Here is a 16,656-nt window from a genome sequence, read left to right on the forward strand (position 1 = left end):
CGTCCCAAAATTGTTGTGTTTGTGAGGAGCGTGTTCCCAAGACCTTGTCGGAACGGGTGCATGATTGCCCTCGTTGCGGGTCGTGGGACAGAGACTTGAACGCTGCTATCGAGATTTTGAAGCGTGGACTCAGGTCCCCCCGTATACGGGGGGATATAGGGGGGCGGTGGGACTGCCGCTCTCTGGCTGTGGAGGATCCTGGTTTACCAGTCCGTTGAAGCAGCAACTCCGGGAAGTGATTCTCGGAAGCTCCCGTCTACAGCCCGTCAGGGCTTAGCGGGAGAGGATGTCACGAGTTTGGAACCACGATAAGGCTCAATTAAGGCTAGGTTGAGATAGAGAATTCACCTTCAAAAAGCAGACATGACGGATCCCAAGTCGGCCTCTTTCCCCAACCAAAAGGCTTCTCCAACCACCTCCCAGTCCTCTCCGCCCCTTTGGCTAAGCCTAGCGCTGGGGATCACCACCGCTCCTGTTTTGTTGGGGCTGGTCTTGGCGGATCGCGCCGCCAAGTGGCTGCGATCCCTGAGCTGGGAGGATCCAGGCTGGTGGTTGGGGGAACGGCTGCCCAACCTAGATAGCGCTGCTCTCTGCGCCCAGCAGCAAGAGCGCAAAGATTCTGGGCCAGCGGAGAATCCCTAGCTCCTCGTCGCTTTCGTATCATAGGTAGAGCAAGCCGGTAGCAGGAGTGAGCATCCTTTGCGAAGATCGGTCAGGCCAGCGCAAGAGTTCACCTCCCCATTCTTGGGAGCGCTGTTTTGGCTGGGTGCGTTTTTCTTCACAGCCGTGTTGAGCGCCTGTTTGGGCTACCTCTTCGGCCAGCGCGCCCTGTCGGGGGTCTCCTCTCCCGTCACCACAGCCGGCAATGCTTCCTCCTCCCGTGGCGTTCGCGATCCCCGCACCGTGCCCCTCTTGAACGAGGCCGCGGTGATTGCAGCAGCGGAAGCGAGCCTGCGCCCACCCCCCACCCCCGCCCCTCTCTCCACTCCTACATCCGTTCCCGTGGCTAGACCTACCCCGACGCCCACCCCCCGCTTGTCTCCTGAGTTGGCGGCAGCCCCATCCCCCACCCCGCGGCCTGCTTCTCCCTCTCCCCAACCGCCGCGCCCCTCGCCGCCACCGGTGTTTACACCACCTCCCCCACCTCGGCAAGTGGCTGCCGGCGGGCAGGTTGCCATGCAGGTGCTCTCGGTTCGCCGCGAGGGAGGGCAGGTGGTTTTGAACGTGGCGATGCAGAACAATTCGGCGGAGACGGTGCGTTTTCTCTACAGCTTCCTGAACGTTACCGACGACACCGGACGGTCGATCAACGCCCTCACCCAAGGCCTGCCTGGGGAGCTGCCTCCCAACAGCCAAGTCTTCCAGGGAACTGTTCGCATCCCCGCCTCCAGCTTGGCCGGATCCCGGTCTTTGTCCTTGAGCCTGGCCGATTATCCCAGCCGCCGCCACCGAGTCGGGGTGAGCGGGATCCCGGTGCCGCAGTAGTCCCGTCTGGTGACTGCGGCCACGACTGATGCAAAGCGGAGTTGAGAAGCGGTGCCCAGCCCAACCTTTGAGCGCCCTGAGCAGATTCGGGAGCTATTCGACCGCATCGCCCCCCACTACGATGCCCTCAACCAAACCCTGAGCCTGGGCCTGCATCAGGTTTGGAAGCGCATGGCTGTGCGCTGGTCGGGCGCCGGCCCTGGCGGGCAGGTGTTGGATCTCTGCTGCGGCACCGGCGACCTGGCGCTGCAACTGGCCCGGCGGGTGGGACGAAGCGGACAGGTGGTCGGCCTGGATTTCTCCCCGGCCATGCTGGAGATTGCTCGGCGGCGCTCCCGTCTTTTCCCCGGCTACTCCCTAGAGTGGGTATTGGGAGATGCTTTGGCCTTGCCTTTTCCCAACGCCAGCTTTGATGCCGTTACAATGGGCTACGGTCTGCGCAACGTAACCGATATCCCTCAAGCGTTGCGGGAGATTTACCGGGTGCTCAAGCCCGGCTGTCGCGCCGCTCTCTTGGACTTTCATCGCCCCACAGGGATCCCTTTCCTTGCGGACTTCCAGCGCTGGTACCTGAACACCCAGGTCGTCGCCCGGGCGCAAGCTCTGGGATTGGCATCTGAATATGCCTACATCGATCCCAGTTTGGATGGTTTCCCATCTGGCCAAGAGCAGCAGCAAATGGCCTTGCAGGTAGGGTTTTCTGTTGCCAAGTTTTATCCCCTAGCCGGTGGCATGATGGGGGTGCTGGTGATTGGAAGATGATCCAAACGGCTTGTCCCCTTGCTCCTTAAAGAGGCAGCTTAGGATGCGGTTCCCCAGAAGGTGCAGCGGACTTCGCCAAGACGGTTTTGGCAGCTAGGGAGCAACGTAGCGATCTTGGGAGAGGCGCTCGTTACCGCGATAGACGCTTACCTGCAAATGCTGGGGATCCAGTCGCCGCTGCTCTACGCGGATGGGTGGAATGGCTGGAGCAGGGTGGGATCCCCGTCCCAGCACCGACACGATTAGAGTTTGGCCGCGGATCTGAAAGCGCAGGCGTACTGGCCAAGGGAAAGGATTGCGCAACCTGAGATCGGCCAAGCCGTACCAAACCGTGGCATCTAGCCCTGGCGGCACCGACTCCACCTGCCGGTAATGGGGGTGCCTTTCCACCACTTCCAGCCCCGCCAGCAGAGCCGCATTGTAAAGGCTGGAGGAGACTTGACAGATCCCGCCGCCAACCGAATCCAGGGTTTCGGCCACCATGAATACCGGCGCAGGCAGATAGCCCCGCTCCAGGGTGCGCGGCCCCACCACCTGGTTGAAAGAAAAAACCGCCCCCGGCTGAATGTAAACCCCATCCAGGCTTTGGACTGCTTGGCGGATGTTGTGGAGCTGTGGGAGAGTGCGCTCCTGTAAGGAAGTGGTGTATTGGCTCAGGGTGGTTGGGGTGGGATCCATCCACCACAAAGCCAGCAGGGCCAGGGCCAACCCCACCGATAAGGCCAATCCCCGCAGCGCTAGCTTTCCCCTCACTTCTCCTAGAACACCCTGGCTTTGAGAAGAACCTTGCCCTGGGGTTTGCGAGGGACGGCAGCGGCTTGGGCCGTAACCAGCACCTCTTGGGGGCGAGCGTCCTCTGGCAGCGGGCGCGGCGGACGTAAGGCGACAAGCGCGGATCCCTGGGCATCCACTTGAAAGTTGCCGCAGTGGAGGGTCTCGCCGTCCTCCAGCTTGAGCCAGAGATGGTAACGCTCCCCAGGGGCCGGTTGGGGCAGATCCCTCGCCGCCAAGACCACCTCCTGCCACTCTCCTGGGCGATAGAGGAGGTTAGCCGCTGCCGCCTCTCCCTGCAAATTGACCAGGCGGGATCCCGGCTGTTGCAGCAAATGGGCCAGCGCCTGCACCGATTCTAGGCGGGCCAGTTGGAGCGCCTGCCGCAGTCGCCAGTTGTCGAAAACCAGCAGGGCCAAAACCACTGCCGCCAACCCCCCCAGCCAGCGCCACTCAGCGGTGAGGCGACCGAACCCCAGAGAGGACAGGGCCGGCTGAAGAGGTGTCGGCACCTGCTCAATGCCCGCCTCTGCCATCACCTTGCCCCGCAAGCTGGCCGGCGGGATCACCCCCGGCAAGCCGTAGGGCAACAGGTGCAGGGTTTCTTGCAAAGCCTGCAATTCCGCCAGCAACCGTGGGTCTTGGGTTAGGCGTGCCTCTAGGGCGCTTGCCTGCTCAGGAGATAAATCCCCCAGCAGATAGCCGGCCAGTTCTTCCTGTTCTTCCGATGCAAGGGGCAAATGGGATGCAAACATGGCCAGGCCGACAACAGAACCTAACTCCAAACCTCAAGGAGCGCGCGCAGGGATCCCCGCAACTTGCAGAGGGCTTGGCGAGCGCGGGCTTTAACGGTTGCCGGCGGGATCCCCAGGTGTCGGGCAACGTCCGCCTGGCTCAGCCCCTGGTAGTAGATCAACTCTAGAACCTGCCGTTGGCTTTCCGGCAGTTGGCCGAGGGCCTCTTGTACGGCTTGCCGTCGCTCCTCGAGGGAGAGCTGCTCAAAGGGGGCCGGCGCCCTGTTCTCGGCGGCGAGCAGAGATTGCCAGTGCTTCAAAAGACGTTGAGAGCTGTCTTGGGAACGCAGACGGTCGATGGCACGCGAACGGGTCAACAGACAGAGAAAACTGCTCACCGATCCCCGCTGCGGATCATAGCTGGCTTTGCGCCACAGTTCGACAAACACCGCCTGAGTCAGATCTTCCGCCTCGGCCACATGGCCCAGGATCTGGAGGGCCAGCCCATAGACCAAGCCGGCATAGCGGTCGTAAAGCACCCCCAGCGCTGCCCCTTGCCTCTCTCGGATAGCCTCCATCAGTTCCCCATCGCTGCGAGAAGGCCAATCCCTTAGCGGAGGTTGCTCACCCATGTTGCGTCAGGCCCACTCTATAAAGCTACGGTCTTTCCAAGCGGCACCGAATAGCAGGAGGCTGGAATCGTCTCGCCTGGAGAAGTACTTGGCTTCTCGTCCATGCTATAGCTCTTCGTAAAATGGCAGGGGCAGACCGTTGTTCCGTCTTGCGAGGGGGGCTGTCTCCAGCGACTTGAAAAAGGCTCTGGCTCTCTTTAGCCGCGGCGGGCCGCCCACTCCAGCCCCCACAGGGCCGTGTTCACCAGCAAGGCCAAGGATCCCACGGCCAAAGATCCGGCCCAGATCTTGTCGTAGCGACCGGCCTGGGCAATGCCCTCAAAAAGCAGGGTGCCCAGCCCTCCCGCCCCAAACTTAGCCCCCACCGTGGCGATGGCAATGGCCACAATTGCCGCCAGCCGCAAGCCGGCCAGGGCAACCGGCAGCATGAGGGGCACCTGCACCTGCCACCACCGCTGCCAGAAGTTCATCCCCAAGCCCTTGGCCGCCTCCAGAATGGCAGGCTCCACCGAGCGCAGGCCCACGTAAAAATGGCGCACCAAGATCACCTGCGTGTAGAGCACCATCGCCACCACCACCGAGCGGGCATTGAGGCCAAAGTAGGGAACCAACAAGATGATTAGGGCCAGGCTGGGCACTGTGTACAGGATGCTGAGGATCCCCATCACCGGCAGGGCCAGCCAGCGCACCTGGTGCACCAGCAAAGCCAACGGCAGCGCCAGCACCAGGGCAATCCCCAAGGCTGTTGCCACCATCGCCAGGTGCTCTTGGGTAAGCTGCCACACCAGGCCGGGGTTGCTGAGAAGATAGCTCATGCGGATCCCCCCTCCAGCATGGCCAGATGGCGGATGTGATCCAGGGTAACGATGCCAATGGCCCGCCCGTCTTCCCACACTGTGAGAGCTGCTGCCCCCGTGCGCAACAGCAGCGACAAGGCCCGCCGCAGGGTTTCCTGGGGTTTCACCACCGCCCCCTCCTGGATCTGGTGGTTGTGCGGGATCCGCTCCATCGCCGTTTCCACCCGCAGCACGCTCAACTGACGCACCATGTCGTCTGCCCCCAGCAGCTCTCGGACAAAGGGGGTGGCCGGCTGGGTGAGCAGCCGCAAGGGAGTGTCGAACTGTACCACCCGCCCCTGCTGCATCACCAGGATGCGATCTGCCAGGCGCAGCGCCTCTTCCACGTCGTGGGAGACGAAGAGGATAGTCTTTTTTAGTTGCCGTTGCAGGTGTAGGATCTCGTCTTGCAGCTTGCCACGAGTGATGGCGTCGAGGGCACCAAAGGGCTCGTCCATCAGCAGCAGATCCGGATCCCCGGCCAGCGCCCGCGCCAGCCCCACCCGCTGCTGTTGGCCGCCCGAGAGTTGAGCCGGGTAGCGACGTCGGTATTCTTGGGGGGGCAGGTTGACCAAGCTGAGCAGCTCGTCCACCCGCTCGCGGATGCGCTCCCTTGGCCAGCCCAAAAGTCGCGGCACCACCGCCACATTCTGGGCCACCGTCATGTGGGGAAACAGCCCCACCTGCTGGATGACATACCCGATGCGCTGGCGCAGCGCCGTCACCGGAAAGCGGCGGATATCCTGCCCATCCAGGCGAATCTGTCCTTGGGTGGGCTCCAGCAGCCGGTTCACCATTTTTAGAAGGGTGGTTTTGCCGCAGCCGGAAGGGCCGAGGATGACCACCAACTGGCCCGAGGCCACGGAAAAACTGCACTCCTCCACGGCCGGACGGGAATTGTGGGGAAAGCGCAGCGATACCCGCTCGAACTCAAGAGTGCTCACGCCAGGGCCTCGTGCAACGGGCTACTCTTTCAAGATGCCGGCCTCCACCAAGAAGGCTCTCGCCACCTCTGCCGGCTCCCTGCGCTTGCCGCTTACCTCGTAGTTCAGCCGCTGCATCACCTCGTCCGTCAACAGGGGGGAAAGGGCGTTCAAAGCGGTGGCGATGCCGGGGTTGGCTTCCAGGGTATCTTTGCGCACTACCGGCGCCACCTGGTAAGGGGGGAAAAGCTGCTTGTCGTCCTTGAGCACCACCAGGTCAAAGGCGGCAATTTCCCCATCGGTGCCAAAGGCCACCGCCACATCCGCCTCCCCATTGACCAAGCCCTGGTAGCGCAGGCCGGGATCCACCGCCTTGTAGGCCTTGAGGCGAAAGTTGCCGTAGACTGCTTGCAGCCCCGGCAGGCCATCTTCGCGGGCCTGGAACTCCGGCGGCCCGATCATCACCAGCTCGCTCGCTCTGGCCACCATGTCTGAGATGGTAGCGATGCCCAACTCTGCCGCTCTGGCGCGGGTCATGGCCAGGGCCTGGGTGTTGTTCATGGGGGCCGGATCCAGCCAAATCAGTTGGAACTGACGCTCGTACTCGCGGGCCACCGTCGCATATACCTGGGCCGGGTCGCTGCTGGTGGGCAGCTTGAGCACCGTCAGCAGACCGGTGCCGGTGTACTCCGGGTAGAGATCGATCTCGCCGCTCAACAGGCCGGCATGGGCCACCGGCGTTCCCCCCAAGTTGAGCTTGCGCTCCACCGCCAACCCCGCCGCCTCCAGGGCCAAGGCGTACATTTCCCCCAAGATAAACTGCTCGGTGAAGTCCTTAGAGCCAACGACAATCGGCTTGCCAAAGCCCGCTTGAGGGGCGAGAACAAGGGCTGCCAGCCCCGACAGGGCCAGCAGAGCCAGGCGACGGGTGGTTTTCAGCATAGGCAAGGTGAGAAGGGATCCCCAACTCAAGACAAGCGGCCCCGCCGAGAGCGTTCCGGCCTGGGCCAGGAAGTTTCGACTGTTAGGCCACCATTAAACCATTAATTTCCCTGAGCTGGAACTGCCAACCCTCACCCCCAGCAATATCCCCTTAGCTTCTGCCGGAGGCCGGGAAGGAGCCGGTAACGGCCCGGATCTTCTGCCGCCGCCCAGCTCGCTCGATCTCCAGCTCCAGGGTGCTGCCCACCTCGGTGCGCTCTACCTCTTGTTGTACTTGGTCGGCGGTGGTGACGGCGCGACCATTGATGGCGAGAATGATGTCTCCGGCGCGCAGGCCCGCCCGCTCTGCCGGGGATCCCTGGATCACCTCGCCGATGAGCACCCCCTGATCCACCGTCACGAAGATGCGGCTGTTGGGATCCTGGTTGAGGCGCTCCTTCAGGTCGGGGGTGAGGGTGAGCATACGAATGCCCAGGTAGGGGTGATCCACCTTGCCGCGGGCGATCAACTGGTTGGCCACCCGCTGGGCCGTCTCGATGGGAATGGCAAAGCCCAGCCCCTGCGCCCCTTGGATGATGGCCGTGTTGACCCCGATCACCTCCCCTTGGGCGTTGAGCAGGGGGCCGCCGGAGTTGCCGGGGTTGATGGCCGCATCCGTCTGGATAAAGGACACCCGCTTGTCGGGCACGCGGATCTCGCCGCTGGAGCGGCCCAAAGCGCTGATGATCCCGGCGGTTACGGTGTTGTCCAGCCCCAGCGGGTTGCCGATGGCGATGGCCCACTGGCCCGGCTCGAGGAGCTCGGAGCGACCCAGCTTCACCGTCGGCAGGTTCTGGGCCTCGATCTTCACCACGGCGATATCCGTCACCGGATCGGTGCCGATTACCTTGCCGTCAAAGCTGCGGGTATCCTTGAGCGTCACCGTCACCTTGTCGGATCCCTCGACCACGTGGGCATTGGTGATGATCTGGCCATCCGGGCTGATGATGAAGCCGGAGCCGGTGCCCTGCTGTCGTCGCTGCCGCGGAATGGGGGGGATCACCTGGCCAAAGAAGTCCCGGAAAAAGGGATCGCTGAAAAACTCCTCTGGGAAGGCGCCCGGGACGCTCACCGTCCGCTCGGAATCGATGCGCACCACCGCCGGCCCCACCCTTTGCGCCACCTCGGCAATAAAATTCAGGTTCAGTTGGGGCGGGGTTGCCGTCGTTTGGGCAGATACCCCCTTGCCTCCCACCAGAGCCGCTCCCAGCCCAATGCCCAAGAGCACCAGCAGCACCGGCGAGAGAAGAGACTTGAGAACGGCAAAAGGCTTAAAAAGAGAACGAACTCCGTCCTGCTGAGGCGAACGGGCAGGTTGAGCAGAAGCTTCTGAACGGGGAGAAAGCTGGCCCGGCATGGATGTGCTGCGCTGCATAGCTACAGAAGAATAGGGGTTGGAATCGGAAGAATACCTTGGCCCTCACACGAGGGGCGAAACCTAGGGCATGACAGACTCCCGCCACTCAACCTTGTTGAGTAAACACAACTTGGCTAGAGGACGAACTTCTCGCTTCGTCGGGGAGCCATTGCAAGAACCCTCTGCGTTCGGCTGTGCCGTGCCTTAGGCATGCAGACACGGAATGCCCTACCGCGTAGTTGTATTAGATTCCGGCAACGCCGTTTTATACAACCAGCTCTGTTTTATCATTACCAGCCTGCGACTGGCGCGGGGGTATCTACCCCCCGAACCCCCACGAGCTAATCTAGCATGGACACTAGGGAGCCCAAGACGGGCGGCGATGGCGCTTTTCCGTACTTCTACCTGGGTTGAAGAGTAGCGGAATCTGCTCGCCTAGAGTAGCCCGTCCTACATCCAACTGGCTTTGATGGGGATAAAGGCCAGACGAGGCTTTTGTTCCCAGCTTTGGCCAGCTTACAGCTAACGTAGAAGTGGTAGATCGGGGGTAAGACCATGACCAACCCAGCCCGTCGTCTGTTGGCTCCTCTGCTCGGTGGGTTTCTCTGGCTACCGGCGGCCAGCCCGGTTTTGGCGCAAATGGGGCCCTTGCCACCACCGCCCCCCGGCGAGGGATGGCGCCCTGTGAATCCTCGTCCCCTCCCCCCTGGATCCCTGCAGCCAAGCCAGCCCTTTCAACTGCAAACCACCCTGCTGCTGCGCTCTGGGGATCTGATCCAGGCAGTTCATCGCTCCCCAGATGCCCTCTTGATTGCCCCTGGGGAAACCCGCGCCGTCAGCCTCAGCCTGGATACCCCTCTGCGGGACATCTACGGCAACATGGTCGTCCCGGCGGGAGCCATCCTAGAAGGCCAATTCCAACCGGTAAGCGGCGGCACCCAGTTTGTCTCGCGAGCTTTGATTTTCAACGGCCAATCCTATCCTCTCTACGCCCAAAGCCAGGTGATCCCGCTGCGCAAGGATCCCCGCCACACTTCTGCAGAGGCAGTTGTGCAGGATGCCCTGATCGGGGCGGCGGCAGGGGCGATCTTGGGCGGCCTGTTTGGCGACCGGGTGATCTCGACGGAGAAGGTGCTGGGCGGAGCGGCAGCGGGGGCTGTAATCGGCAATGTGACGGCGCCAGAGGTGGCGGTGATCGATCCCAACGCCAACTTGACCCTGACGGTCACTCAGGACTTTCAGCCCTATCTGCCCTAGCGACACCTGAAAAGCAAAACTTAACTCCCCAGCGCCGACCGCCATCCCTTGCCACACTGCCCATCCTCAAGCTGTTGACCACTCCGAAAAGCTGAGCAGGGGTTGGTCAATCTGCGGCTGCCTGGGGCTACTCCGGCCAGACCATCGGGGGCTGTTTTACGCTTAACCAACCTCCCCCTTGGCGGGAAGGGAGTGCTCCTTTCCTGGGAGACATTTTAAGAAGTGTGAAGATCTGAGATGGCAGACGGCAAGCATGTCGGAAAATAGCTTGCGGGTATGCTCGCCATACTCTTTAAAAAATTGACTTGAGGATGGATGTCCATGAGTGTTGTCACGAAATCGATTGTGAATGCGGATGCAGAGGCCCGCTACCTCAGCCCGGGGGAGCTGGATCGGATCAAGTCCTTTGTTACCTCCGGCGAGAAGCGGCTGCGCATCGCTCAAGTCTTGACCGAGTCTCGTGAGCGCATCGTCAAGCAAGCTGCCGATCAACTCTTCCAGAAGCGTCCTGACATCGTCTCCCCAGGTGGCAATGCTTACGGAGAGGAGATGACGGCAACTTGCCTGCGGGATATGGACTACTACCTGCGCCTCATCACCTATGGGATCGTTGCTGGCGATGTCACCCCGATCGAGGAGATCGGCTTGGTGGGGGTGCGGGAGATGTACAACTCTTTGGGCACGCCTATTCCGGCGGTGGCCGAGAGCATCCGCCAAATGAAGCAGGTGGCCATGGGTCTGTTGTCTCCTGAGGACGCGGCTGAGGCCGGCTACTACTTTGACTTTGTGGTGGGGGCAATGAGTTAATCCCTCATTGTTCTGACCGCGCAACTGTTTAACGTTCATTAGAGATTTAGGAAGCTCATCATGCAAGACGCAATTACCGCTGTGATCAATAGCTACGACGTCCAGGGCAAGTATCTCGACAGCTCGGCCATGGAGAAGTTAAAGGCTTTCTTCGCCACGGGCGAGCTGCGGGTGCGGGCAGCTGCTACCATCGCGGCCAACGCCTCCACCATTGTCAAAGATGCGGCGGCCAAGGCGTTGCTCTACTCCGATCTCACCCGTCCCGGTGGCAACATGTACACCACCCGTCGCTATGCTGCTTGCATCCGCGACATGGACTACTACCTGCGCTACGCCACCTACGCCATGCTGGCCGGGGATCCCTCCATCCTCGACGAGCGGGTGTTGAACGGGCTCAAGGAGACCTACAATTCGCTGGGGGTGCCGATTGGAGCCACCATTCAGGCCATCCAAGCCATGAAAGAAGTGACCGCCGCCCTGGTGGGGCCTGAAGCTGGCAAGGAAATGGGTGTGTACTTCGACTACATCTGCTCCGGCCTGAGCTAAGGTTCATTGTCTAGCGAGCATGACAGGCGATTTGCCGCAGGGATCTGGTGTGCTAACTGGGGTACGCGAGCTTTCTGAGGTGAGTCGCCTGTTTTGTTGGTCAAGCCAGTTCATTTTGCTGTCAGCAGGGATCCTTTATCATGCGCATGTTTAAGATCACGGCCTGTGTGCCCAGCCAAACCCGCATTCGCACCCAGCGGGAGCTGCAAAATACCTACTTCACGAAGCTGGTGCCCTACGACAACTGGTTTCGGGAGCAGCAGCGTATCCAAAAGTCGGGTGGCCGCATCCTGAAGGTGGAGCTGGTCGCCGGCAAGCCTGGGATAGACGTAGGACTGCTGTAGTTCCCCTGCCTGTTCGCTGTTTCTCCTCCGATCCTGAGAATACCCCCAGCCAGATCCGACATGCCCAGCCTCAGGAGGCTTGCCCTTGAAGTTGGGCTAGCGGATCTGATTTTTTAGGGGGGGTGAGGAGCTATGTTGTCTGACGTGCCAATCCGACCTGAGCCGATCATCGTTGCCCGCGACCTGAGCAAGGTTTACCCGGTAGCCATTAAGGAAGCGGGAGTGATCGGTACATTGCGCCACTTTTTTCGCCGTACCTATCACTACATCCCAGCGGTGCAATCGATGAGCTTCCAGATTCAGCCGGGGGAGGTGGTGGGTTTTTTGGGGCCGAACGGGGCAGGCAAGACCACTACCCTCAAAATGCTAGCGGGTCTCATCTATCCTTCCGGGGGCACGCTGCAGGTGGTCGGCCATGTGCCCTACCGGCGGGAGCGGGCTTTTCTGCAGCAGATTACCCTGGTGATGGGGCAGAAGCAACAGCTTATCTGGGATCTGCCAGCAATGGACTCCCTGCGGATTAACGCCGCCGTTTATGAGATCCCGGAAAAGGAGTTTCGGGAGCGGGTGGGGGAGTTGGCGGAGCTCCTCGACCTGCAGGGCAAGCTGAAGCAGCCGGTGCGCAAGCTTTCTCTGGGGGAGCGGATGAAGGCGGAACTGCTGGCGGCCCTGATCCACCGGCCGCAGATCTTGTTCTTGGATGAGCCGACCTTGGGGTTGGATGTCAACGCTCAGGCCGCCGTGCGGCAATTTCTGCGGGATTACAACCGCCGCTACGGGGCGACAGTCTTGTTGACCAGCCACTACATGGCCGACATTACGGCGCTCTGTGAACGGGTGCTGGTGATCAGCGCCGGGCAACTCATTTACGATGGCGGCCTCGAGGAGCTGCGGCAGCGCTTTGCCCCCTATCGCGAGGTGAAGCTGGAATTGGCCCGCCCCTGCCCCCTCGCCCAATTGCAAGTCTATGGAGAGCTGCGCAGCGAGGGGGATCCCGGCAGCGGCTGTGAGGTGCGGCTGTGGGTGCGGCGGGAACACCTCACCCAAACGGTTGCCCAGCTCCTGGCAGATCTGGAGGTGCTGGACTTGACGGTAACAGACCCGCCGATTGAGGAAGTAATCAGGCGGGTGTTTGCGGAAGGGATCCCTGCGGCCGGGTCCTAGAGGGGCGCTCCTGTCGGTAGCCCATCAGATCTTCTGGGTGGCGGCCTGCCGTTGCTCAGCCGTCGAGCGGGCTGCGTGCAGAGCGGCGTAAAGCTTATTGAGGGCGTTCATGTAGGCTTGGGCCGAGGCGACGATGATGTCCGTATTCGCGGCGTGGCCAGAGAAGACGCGATCCTCGTGGCGCAGGCGGATGGTGACTTCCCCCATGGCGTCGATGCCGGCGGTAACCGACTGGACGGAAAACTCGATCAACTTGTTGGGGATGTTGACGATGCGGTTGATGGCTTTGTACACCGCGTCCACCGGGCCTGTGCCCACGGCGGCGTCCACCCGCTCTTCGCCCTCAGGGGTGATCAGGCGCACCGTGGCCGTGGGGGTCTCGTGGTTGCCGCACACCACTTGCACGTGCTCCAGACGGTAGAGATCGGGCACGGGGCGGGTCTCATCGTTGACGATTGCCTCCAGATCCAGGTCGGTGATCTCCTTCTTCTTGTCTGCCAGCTCTTTGAAGCGCAGGAAGGCTTTGTTCAGATCCTGCTCTGAGAGCTCGAAGCCCAACTCCCGGAGGCGGGTACGGAAGGCGTTGCGGCCCGAGTGTTTGCCCAGCACCAGCGTGCTCGATTGCAGGCCGATGGTCTGAGCGTCCATAATCTCGTAGGTCTGGCGGTTCTTGAGCATGCCGTCCTGGTGGATGCCCGATTCGTGGGCAAAGGCGTTGGCACCAACAATGGCCTTGTTGGGCTGAACCAACATGCCGGTGAGGTTGGAGACTAGGCGGGAGGTGCGGTAGATCTCCTGGGTTTTGATGTGGGTGAGGGGTTTTTCCGAGTCGACCGGCAGGCCAAAGTAGGGGTTGAAGTAGCTGCGGCGCACATGCAGGGCCATCACCAACTCTTCCAGCGCCGCGTTGCCGGCCCGCTCGCCGATGCCGTTGATGGTCACTTCCACTTGCCGCGCCCCCTGCTTGATGGCCTCCAGAAAGTTGGCCACCGAGACCCCCAGGTCGTCGTGGCCGTGGACGGAGATGATGGCCTGCTTGATGTTGGGCACATTCTCGCGGATGCCCTTGATCAGTTGGCCGAATTCTTCCGGCATGCTGTAGCCGACGGTGTCGGGGATGTTGATGGTTTTGGCTCCCGCCCGAATGGCTGCCTCGATCACCTGGTAGAGAAACTCCGGATCGGAACGGGTGGCGTCCATCATGGAGAACTCCACATCGTCCACGAAGGACTTGGCGTAGGCCACCATCTCCTCGGCAATTTGCAGCACTTCGGCGCGGGTCTTGCGCAACTGGTACTTGAGGTGAATGTCGGAGGTGGAGATAAAGGTGTGGATGCGGGGCTTGGCGGCGGGCTTGAGGGCTTCGGCTGCCGCTTCGATGTCGGCCTTGAGGGCGCGGGCCAGGCTGCAAATCACAGGGCCATCGGGGGTGCCCACCTGTTCGGCCACCTTCTGCACCGCCTCGAAGTCCCCGGGGCTGGCATAGGCAAACCCAGCTTCAATGATATCGACCCCCAGCCGGGCCAGTTGCCGGGCGATGGCCAGCTTTTCTTCGGTGTTGAGGGTGGCGCCGGGGCACTGCTCCCCGTCGCGCAGGGTGGTGTCGAAAATGAGCACGTGATCCAGGGCTTGGCCATCAAATGTGGAAACCGCCGCAGCATCCATAATCTTTGTCGGACAACGAGACAGTGTTCTTTATTTTGACATCTTATTCTGGCACTGCTGGATAGGGTTTTGGATCGGGTTTGGAAGAGAGCTGGCGGGCTTCTGTCGGAGCGGCTGTAGGTCTTGCCATCTTTCTCTCAGGGGCAGAAGAGGTTGTGGGAAGGCGGATCCCGAAGGCGCAAGCGAGCAGGTGTTCGTATTCTTTCTCGTCCTTGAGCAGGCGTTCCCGGCGGCCTTCTGGGGTAGTTTCGATCCATTTAAAAACGGAGCCATTGGCGGAGGCGGTGAGGGTGATCCGTCCGCTGGGGGTGGCCAGGCTGCACAGGCGCAGGCGGGTCAACCTGGATGCCGGCGACGTTTGGTGGAAGCGGCACATGGGCTCGAACTCCTGCAGTTGACGCGGGATCCGATCCAGCAGGAAGAGGGTTTTCCAGGTGCGATCCGGTCGTTCCTGTTGAACCCGCCAGTAGCGTGCGGGAGCTGCGGGCCAGGGGATGAGGCGGTAGCGCCCTTCCGCCTGGGCTTGGATGCCGGGATCCCCCAGCCGCAACGGCTCCCGAAAGGCATCTCCATAGCCCACATCCACCAGCCATCAGAACCTCCGGGGTACTCCCGCCACAGCGCAGCTTGGCGGGATGGGGGATAGGCGGTGAGACGAAGGGGTTCAATGCCCCTGAGTCTCACAATCTGGGCGTTGCCTGCTGCTCGACATACTTCTTCAACTCCTCAACGGTGACCCCACCACAAGAGGCAACAAAATAGGCCCCTGTCCAAAATACAGGCTTGCTGTAGAACCGTGCCACCTCTGTGGCGAACTCTTTGCGAATCAACCGGCTGGAGACTGTTTTCAGGTTGTTCACCAGCCTCGAGACCTGAACATCCGGCGGAAAACTCACCAACAGATGCACATAATCCGCCTCACCGTTGAACTCCACCAAGGAACAGCGCCACTTTTGGCAGGTCGCTCGAAATATATCTTCCAGCCTCTGCAACATTGGAGCAGTTATCACCCGACGACGGTACTTTGTCACCAGCACCAAGTGGATTTGTAGGCTGTAAACAGAACGATGGCCTATGTTGTAGCTCATTGCGCTAAATGCTAGAATCACCTCATGATTATCACCTACGAGTACCGGATCCTGCCCAGCGACGACCAAGCCGCTCTGATGACCGAGTGGCTGGAATTGTTGCGGCGGCAGTGGAACGACGCTCTGGGGCAGAGACTGGACTGGCTGACCGCAACCCGTTGCCCAATTGACCGATGCAGTCTTGTCTCGTGCCCGTTGCCTGTGTCAGAACCCCCGCTGGAGCCGAATTATTATCGGCAGGCGGGATCCCTCAAACAAATCAAGCAACTGTTCCCGGCCTACCGGGGCATTTACGCCGAGGTGCTGCAGCAAAACTTGATGCGGCTGGACAAGGCGTGGAAAGCGTGGCGGGAGCCGGATAGCACAGGCAAACGGCGGGGGCGGCCCCGCTTCAAAAAAGCGGGGGAGTTGAGATCCTTCACATTCCCCCGCATCAATTGCCCCAAGGCGGGAGCGCATCTGGAAGGGGAGACTCTGCGGCTGAGCAAGATTGGCTCGATGCCTGTGGTGCTGCACCGCCCCTTGCCGGAGGGGTTTGTGCCCAAAACCTGCACAGTGGTGCGCAAGGCCGATGGGTGGTATGTCTGCATCACCTTGGAGGACAAAAGCGTCCCTTCCCCAGAGCCTGTGCCGATCAAAAAGGCGGTGGGCATTGATGTGGGATTGGATAGGTTTCTCACCACCAGCGATGGGGAGGTGGTGCCTATCCCGCGGTACTACCGCCGAGCCCAAAAACACTTGGCTCGACAGCAGCGGCAACTGAGCCGCAAAGTGAAGGGATCCGCCAACTGGAAGAGACAAGCCACGAAAGTTGCTTGTTTGCAGTTGCACGTTGCCCGACAACGCAAAGCGTTCCACTACCAAGTGGCGCACTGGCTGGTGGGGCAATACGACCTGTTGGTGGTGGAGGATCTCAACGTCCGAGGGCTGGCACGGACTCGGTTGGCTAAATCGATTTTGGATGCGGCTTGGGGACAATTTCTTGACATTCTGACAGCAGTGGCGGTCAAACGCGGCAAACAGGTGTTGAGAGTGGATCCCCGTGGTACGTCCCAAAATTGTTGTGTTTGTGAGGAGCGTGTTCCCAAGACCTTGTCGGAACGGGTGCATGATTGCCCTCGTTGTGGGTCCTGGGACAGAGACTTGAACGCTGCTATCGAGATTTTGAAGCGAGGACTCAGGGCGGTGGGACTGCCGCTCTCTGGCTGTGGAGGATCCTGGTTTACCAGTCCGTTGAAGCAGCAACTCCGAGAAGTGATTCTCGGAAGCTCCCGTCTACAGCCCGTCAGGGCTTAGCGGGAGAG

Annotated in this window: 20 protein-coding genes; 10 read left to right on the top strand and 10 right to left on the bottom strand. The window is 61.1% G+C overall.

Annotation, left to right across the window (positions count from 1 at the left end; translation table 11 throughout):
- Window positions 1-56 precede the first annotated feature (56 nt).
- From SYN65AY6A5_RS14225 to ubiE, 4 genes are all read left to right on the top strand, one after another.
- Window positions 57-218, top strand: coding sequence for a transposase (locus SYN65AY6A5_RS14225; RefSeq protein ID WP_240527399.1), 162 nt, complete (start codon window positions 57-59; stop codon window positions 216-218).
- Between the two features lie 145 nt (window positions 219-363).
- Complete coding sequence (locus SYN65AY6A5_RS00495) at window positions 364-642, top strand: hypothetical protein (RefSeq protein WP_099812897.1); 279 nt, start codon at window positions 364-366, stop codon at window positions 640-642.
- Between the two features lie 102 nt (window positions 643-744).
- Window positions 745-1,485, top strand: a complete 741-nt coding sequence (locus SYN65AY6A5_RS14625; RefSeq protein ID WP_099812898.1) for a hypothetical protein — start codon at window positions 745-747, stop codon at window positions 1,483-1,485.
- A gap of 51 nt (window positions 1,486-1,536) precedes the next feature.
- A complete protein-coding gene (gene ubiE, locus SYN65AY6A5_RS00505) occupies window positions 1,537-2,247 on the top strand; it encodes a bifunctional demethylmenaquinone methyltransferase/2-methoxy-6-polyprenyl-1,4-benzoquinol methylase UbiE (protein WP_011431047.1) in 711 nt (236 codons plus the stop codon).
- Between the two features lie 93 nt (window positions 2,248-2,340).
- On the opposite strand, the gene SYN65AY6A5_RS00510 is transcribed toward ubiE, so the two are convergent.
- The 7 genes from SYN65AY6A5_RS00510 to SYN65AY6A5_RS00540 all read right to left on the bottom strand — a co-directional run bounded on the left by SYN65AY6A5_RS00510 (window position 2,341) and on the right by SYN65AY6A5_RS00540 (window position 8,499).
- A complete protein-coding gene (locus SYN65AY6A5_RS00510) occupies window positions 2,341-3,000 on the bottom strand; it encodes a VanW family protein (RefSeq protein ID WP_228375280.1) in 660 nt (219 codons plus the stop codon).
- A gap of 5 nt (window positions 3,001-3,005) precedes the next feature.
- Window positions 3,006-3,758: an anti-sigma factor gene (locus tag SYN65AY6A5_RS00515; RefSeq protein ID WP_168173337.1), complete on the bottom strand. Its 753-nt coding sequence runs from the start codon at window positions 3,756-3,758 to the stop codon at window positions 3,006-3,008.
- 35 nt (window positions 3,759-3,793) lie between these two features.
- Complete coding sequence (locus SYN65AY6A5_RS00520) at window positions 3,794-4,384, bottom strand: sigma-70 family RNA polymerase sigma factor (RefSeq protein ID WP_011431044.1); 591 nt, start codon at window positions 4,382-4,384, stop codon at window positions 3,794-3,796.
- A 197-nt stretch (window positions 4,385-4,581) separates the two neighbouring features.
- Window positions 4,582-5,199, bottom strand: coding sequence for an ABC transporter permease (locus SYN65AY6A5_RS00525; RefSeq protein WP_011431043.1), 618 nt, complete (start codon window positions 5,197-5,199; stop codon window positions 4,582-4,584).
- Window positions 5,196-6,164 (bottom strand): ATP-binding cassette domain-containing protein, encoded by a 969-nt coding sequence (locus SYN65AY6A5_RS00530; protein ID WP_011431042.1) that lies wholly within the window; start codon window positions 6,162-6,164, stop codon window positions 5,196-5,198. The genes SYN65AY6A5_RS00525 and SYN65AY6A5_RS00530 overlap by 4 nt, the downstream gene beginning before the upstream one ends.
- A 21-nt stretch (window positions 6,165-6,185) precedes the next feature.
- The gene (locus SYN65AY6A5_RS00535) at window positions 6,186-7,085 is read right to left on the bottom strand and encodes a glycine betaine ABC transporter substrate-binding protein (RefSeq protein ID WP_011431041.1); all 900 of its coding nucleotides are present in this window, start codon (window positions 7,083-7,085) and stop codon (window positions 6,186-6,188) included.
- Window positions 7,086-7,236: 151 nt separating this feature from the next.
- Window positions 7,237-8,499, bottom strand: a complete 1,263-nt coding sequence (locus SYN65AY6A5_RS00540; protein ID WP_099883701.1) for an HhoA/HhoB/HtrA family serine endopeptidase — start codon at window positions 8,497-8,499, stop codon at window positions 7,237-7,239.
- Window positions 8,500-9,036: 537 nt separating this feature from the next.
- On the opposite strand from SYN65AY6A5_RS00540, the gene SYN65AY6A5_RS00545 reads away from it, so the two are divergent.
- The 5 genes from SYN65AY6A5_RS00545 to SYN65AY6A5_RS00565 all read left to right on the top strand — a co-directional run bounded on the left by SYN65AY6A5_RS00545 (window position 9,037) and on the right by SYN65AY6A5_RS00565 (window position 12,599).
- Window positions 9,037-9,738 (top strand): hypothetical protein, encoded by a 702-nt coding sequence (locus SYN65AY6A5_RS00545; protein ID WP_099812900.1) that lies wholly within the window; start codon window positions 9,037-9,039, stop codon window positions 9,736-9,738.
- Between the two features lie 321 nt (window positions 9,739-10,059).
- Window positions 10,060-10,545, top strand: a complete 486-nt coding sequence (gene apcA, locus SYN65AY6A5_RS00550) for an allophycocyanin subunit alpha (protein WP_011431038.1) — start codon at window positions 10,060-10,062, stop codon at window positions 10,543-10,545.
- Between the two features lie 60 nt (window positions 10,546-10,605).
- On the top strand, window positions 10,606-11,091 hold the full coding sequence (apcB, locus tag SYN65AY6A5_RS00555) for an allophycocyanin subunit beta (RefSeq protein WP_011431037.1): 486 nt from the start codon (window positions 10,606-10,608) through the stop codon (window positions 11,089-11,091).
- A gap of 140 nt (window positions 11,092-11,231) precedes the next feature.
- Window positions 11,232-11,435: a phycobilisome linker polypeptide gene (locus SYN65AY6A5_RS00560; protein ID WP_011431036.1), complete on the top strand. Its 204-nt coding sequence runs from the start codon at window positions 11,232-11,234 to the stop codon at window positions 11,433-11,435.
- 132 nt (window positions 11,436-11,567) lie between these two features.
- A complete protein-coding gene (locus tag SYN65AY6A5_RS00565) occupies window positions 11,568-12,599 on the top strand; it encodes an ATP-binding cassette domain-containing protein (RefSeq protein ID WP_011431035.1) in 1,032 nt (343 codons plus the stop codon).
- Between the two features lie 24 nt (window positions 12,600-12,623).
- Here SYN65AY6A5_RS00565 and SYN65AY6A5_RS00570 read toward each other — a convergent pair whose 3' ends face one another.
- The 3 genes from SYN65AY6A5_RS00570 to tnpA form a co-directional block, all read right to left on the bottom strand.
- Window positions 12,624-14,264 carry a 2-isopropylmalate synthase gene (locus tag SYN65AY6A5_RS00570; RefSeq protein WP_011431034.1) on the bottom strand — a complete coding sequence of 547 codons (1,641 nt, stop codon included), beginning with the start codon at window positions 14,262-14,264 and terminating at the stop codon, window positions 12,624-12,626.
- Window positions 14,265-14,307: 43 nt separating this feature from the next.
- Entirely contained in the window at window positions 14,308-14,850 is a 543-nt protein-coding gene (locus tag SYN65AY6A5_RS00575) for an arylamine N-acetyltransferase (RefSeq protein WP_011431033.1), read from the bottom strand.
- A 94-nt stretch (window positions 14,851-14,944) separates the two neighbouring features.
- Window positions 14,945-15,421, bottom strand: coding sequence for an IS200/IS605 family transposase (tnpA, locus tag SYN65AY6A5_RS00580; RefSeq protein ID WP_099883703.1), 477 nt, complete (start codon window positions 15,419-15,421; stop codon window positions 14,945-14,947).
- Here tnpA and SYN65AY6A5_RS00585 point away from each other — a divergent pair.
- Window positions 15,377-16,648 (top strand): RNA-guided endonuclease TnpB family protein, encoded by a 1,272-nt coding sequence (locus tag SYN65AY6A5_RS00585; protein WP_099883705.1) that lies wholly within the window; start codon window positions 15,377-15,379, stop codon window positions 16,646-16,648. The two genes, tnpA and SYN65AY6A5_RS00585, sit on opposite strands and share 45 nt — an antisense overlap.
- The last annotated feature ends 8 nt before the right edge of the window (window positions 16,649-16,656 follow it).

Source organism: Synechococcus sp. 65AY6A5, assembly GCF_002760415.1.
Classification (GTDB): domain Bacteria; phylum Cyanobacteriota; class Cyanobacteriia; order Thermostichales; family Thermostichaceae; genus Thermostichus.

Coding starts and splice junctions, on each gene's coding strand:
- SYN65AY6A5_RS00525 (WP_011431043.1), bottom strand. CDS start 5,199: ATGAGCTATCTTCTCAGCAACCCCGGCCTGGTGTGGCAGCTTACCCAA.
- apcA (WP_011431038.1), top strand. CDS start 10,060: ATGAGTGTTGTCACGAAATCGATTGTGAATGCGGATGCAGAGGCCCGC.
- SYN65AY6A5_RS00585 (WP_099883705.1), top strand. CDS start 15,377: ATGATTATCACCTACGAGTACCGGATCCTGCCCAGCGACGACCAAGCC.
- SYN65AY6A5_RS00560 (WP_011431036.1), top strand. CDS start 11,232: ATGCGCATGTTTAAGATCACGGCCTGTGTGCCCAGCCAAACCCGCATT.
- SYN65AY6A5_RS00535 (WP_011431041.1), bottom strand. CDS start 7,085: ATGCTGAAAACCACCCGTCGCCTGGCTCTGCTGGCCCTGTCGGGGCTG.
- SYN65AY6A5_RS00545 (WP_099812900.1), top strand. CDS start 9,037: ATGACCAACCCAGCCCGTCGTCTGTTGGCTCCTCTGCTCGGTGGGTTT.
- SYN65AY6A5_RS00570 (WP_011431034.1), bottom strand. CDS start 14,264: ATGGATGCTGCGGCGGTTTCCACATTTGATGGCCAAGCCCTGGATCAC.
- SYN65AY6A5_RS00495 (WP_099812897.1), top strand. CDS start 364: ATGACGGATCCCAAGTCGGCCTCTTTCCCCAACCAAAAGGCTTCTCCA.
- SYN65AY6A5_RS00520 (WP_011431044.1), bottom strand. CDS start 4,384: ATGGGTGAGCAACCTCCGCTAAGGGATTGGCCTTCTCGCAGCGATGGG.
- SYN65AY6A5_RS00565 (WP_011431035.1), top strand. CDS start 11,568: ATGTTGTCTGACGTGCCAATCCGACCTGAGCCGATCATCGTTGCCCGC.
- SYN65AY6A5_RS00540 (WP_099883701.1), bottom strand. CDS start 8,499: ATGCAGCGCAGCACATCCATGCCGGGCCAGCTTTCTCCCCGTTCAGAA.
- apcB (WP_011431037.1), top strand. CDS start 10,606: ATGCAAGACGCAATTACCGCTGTGATCAATAGCTACGACGTCCAGGGC.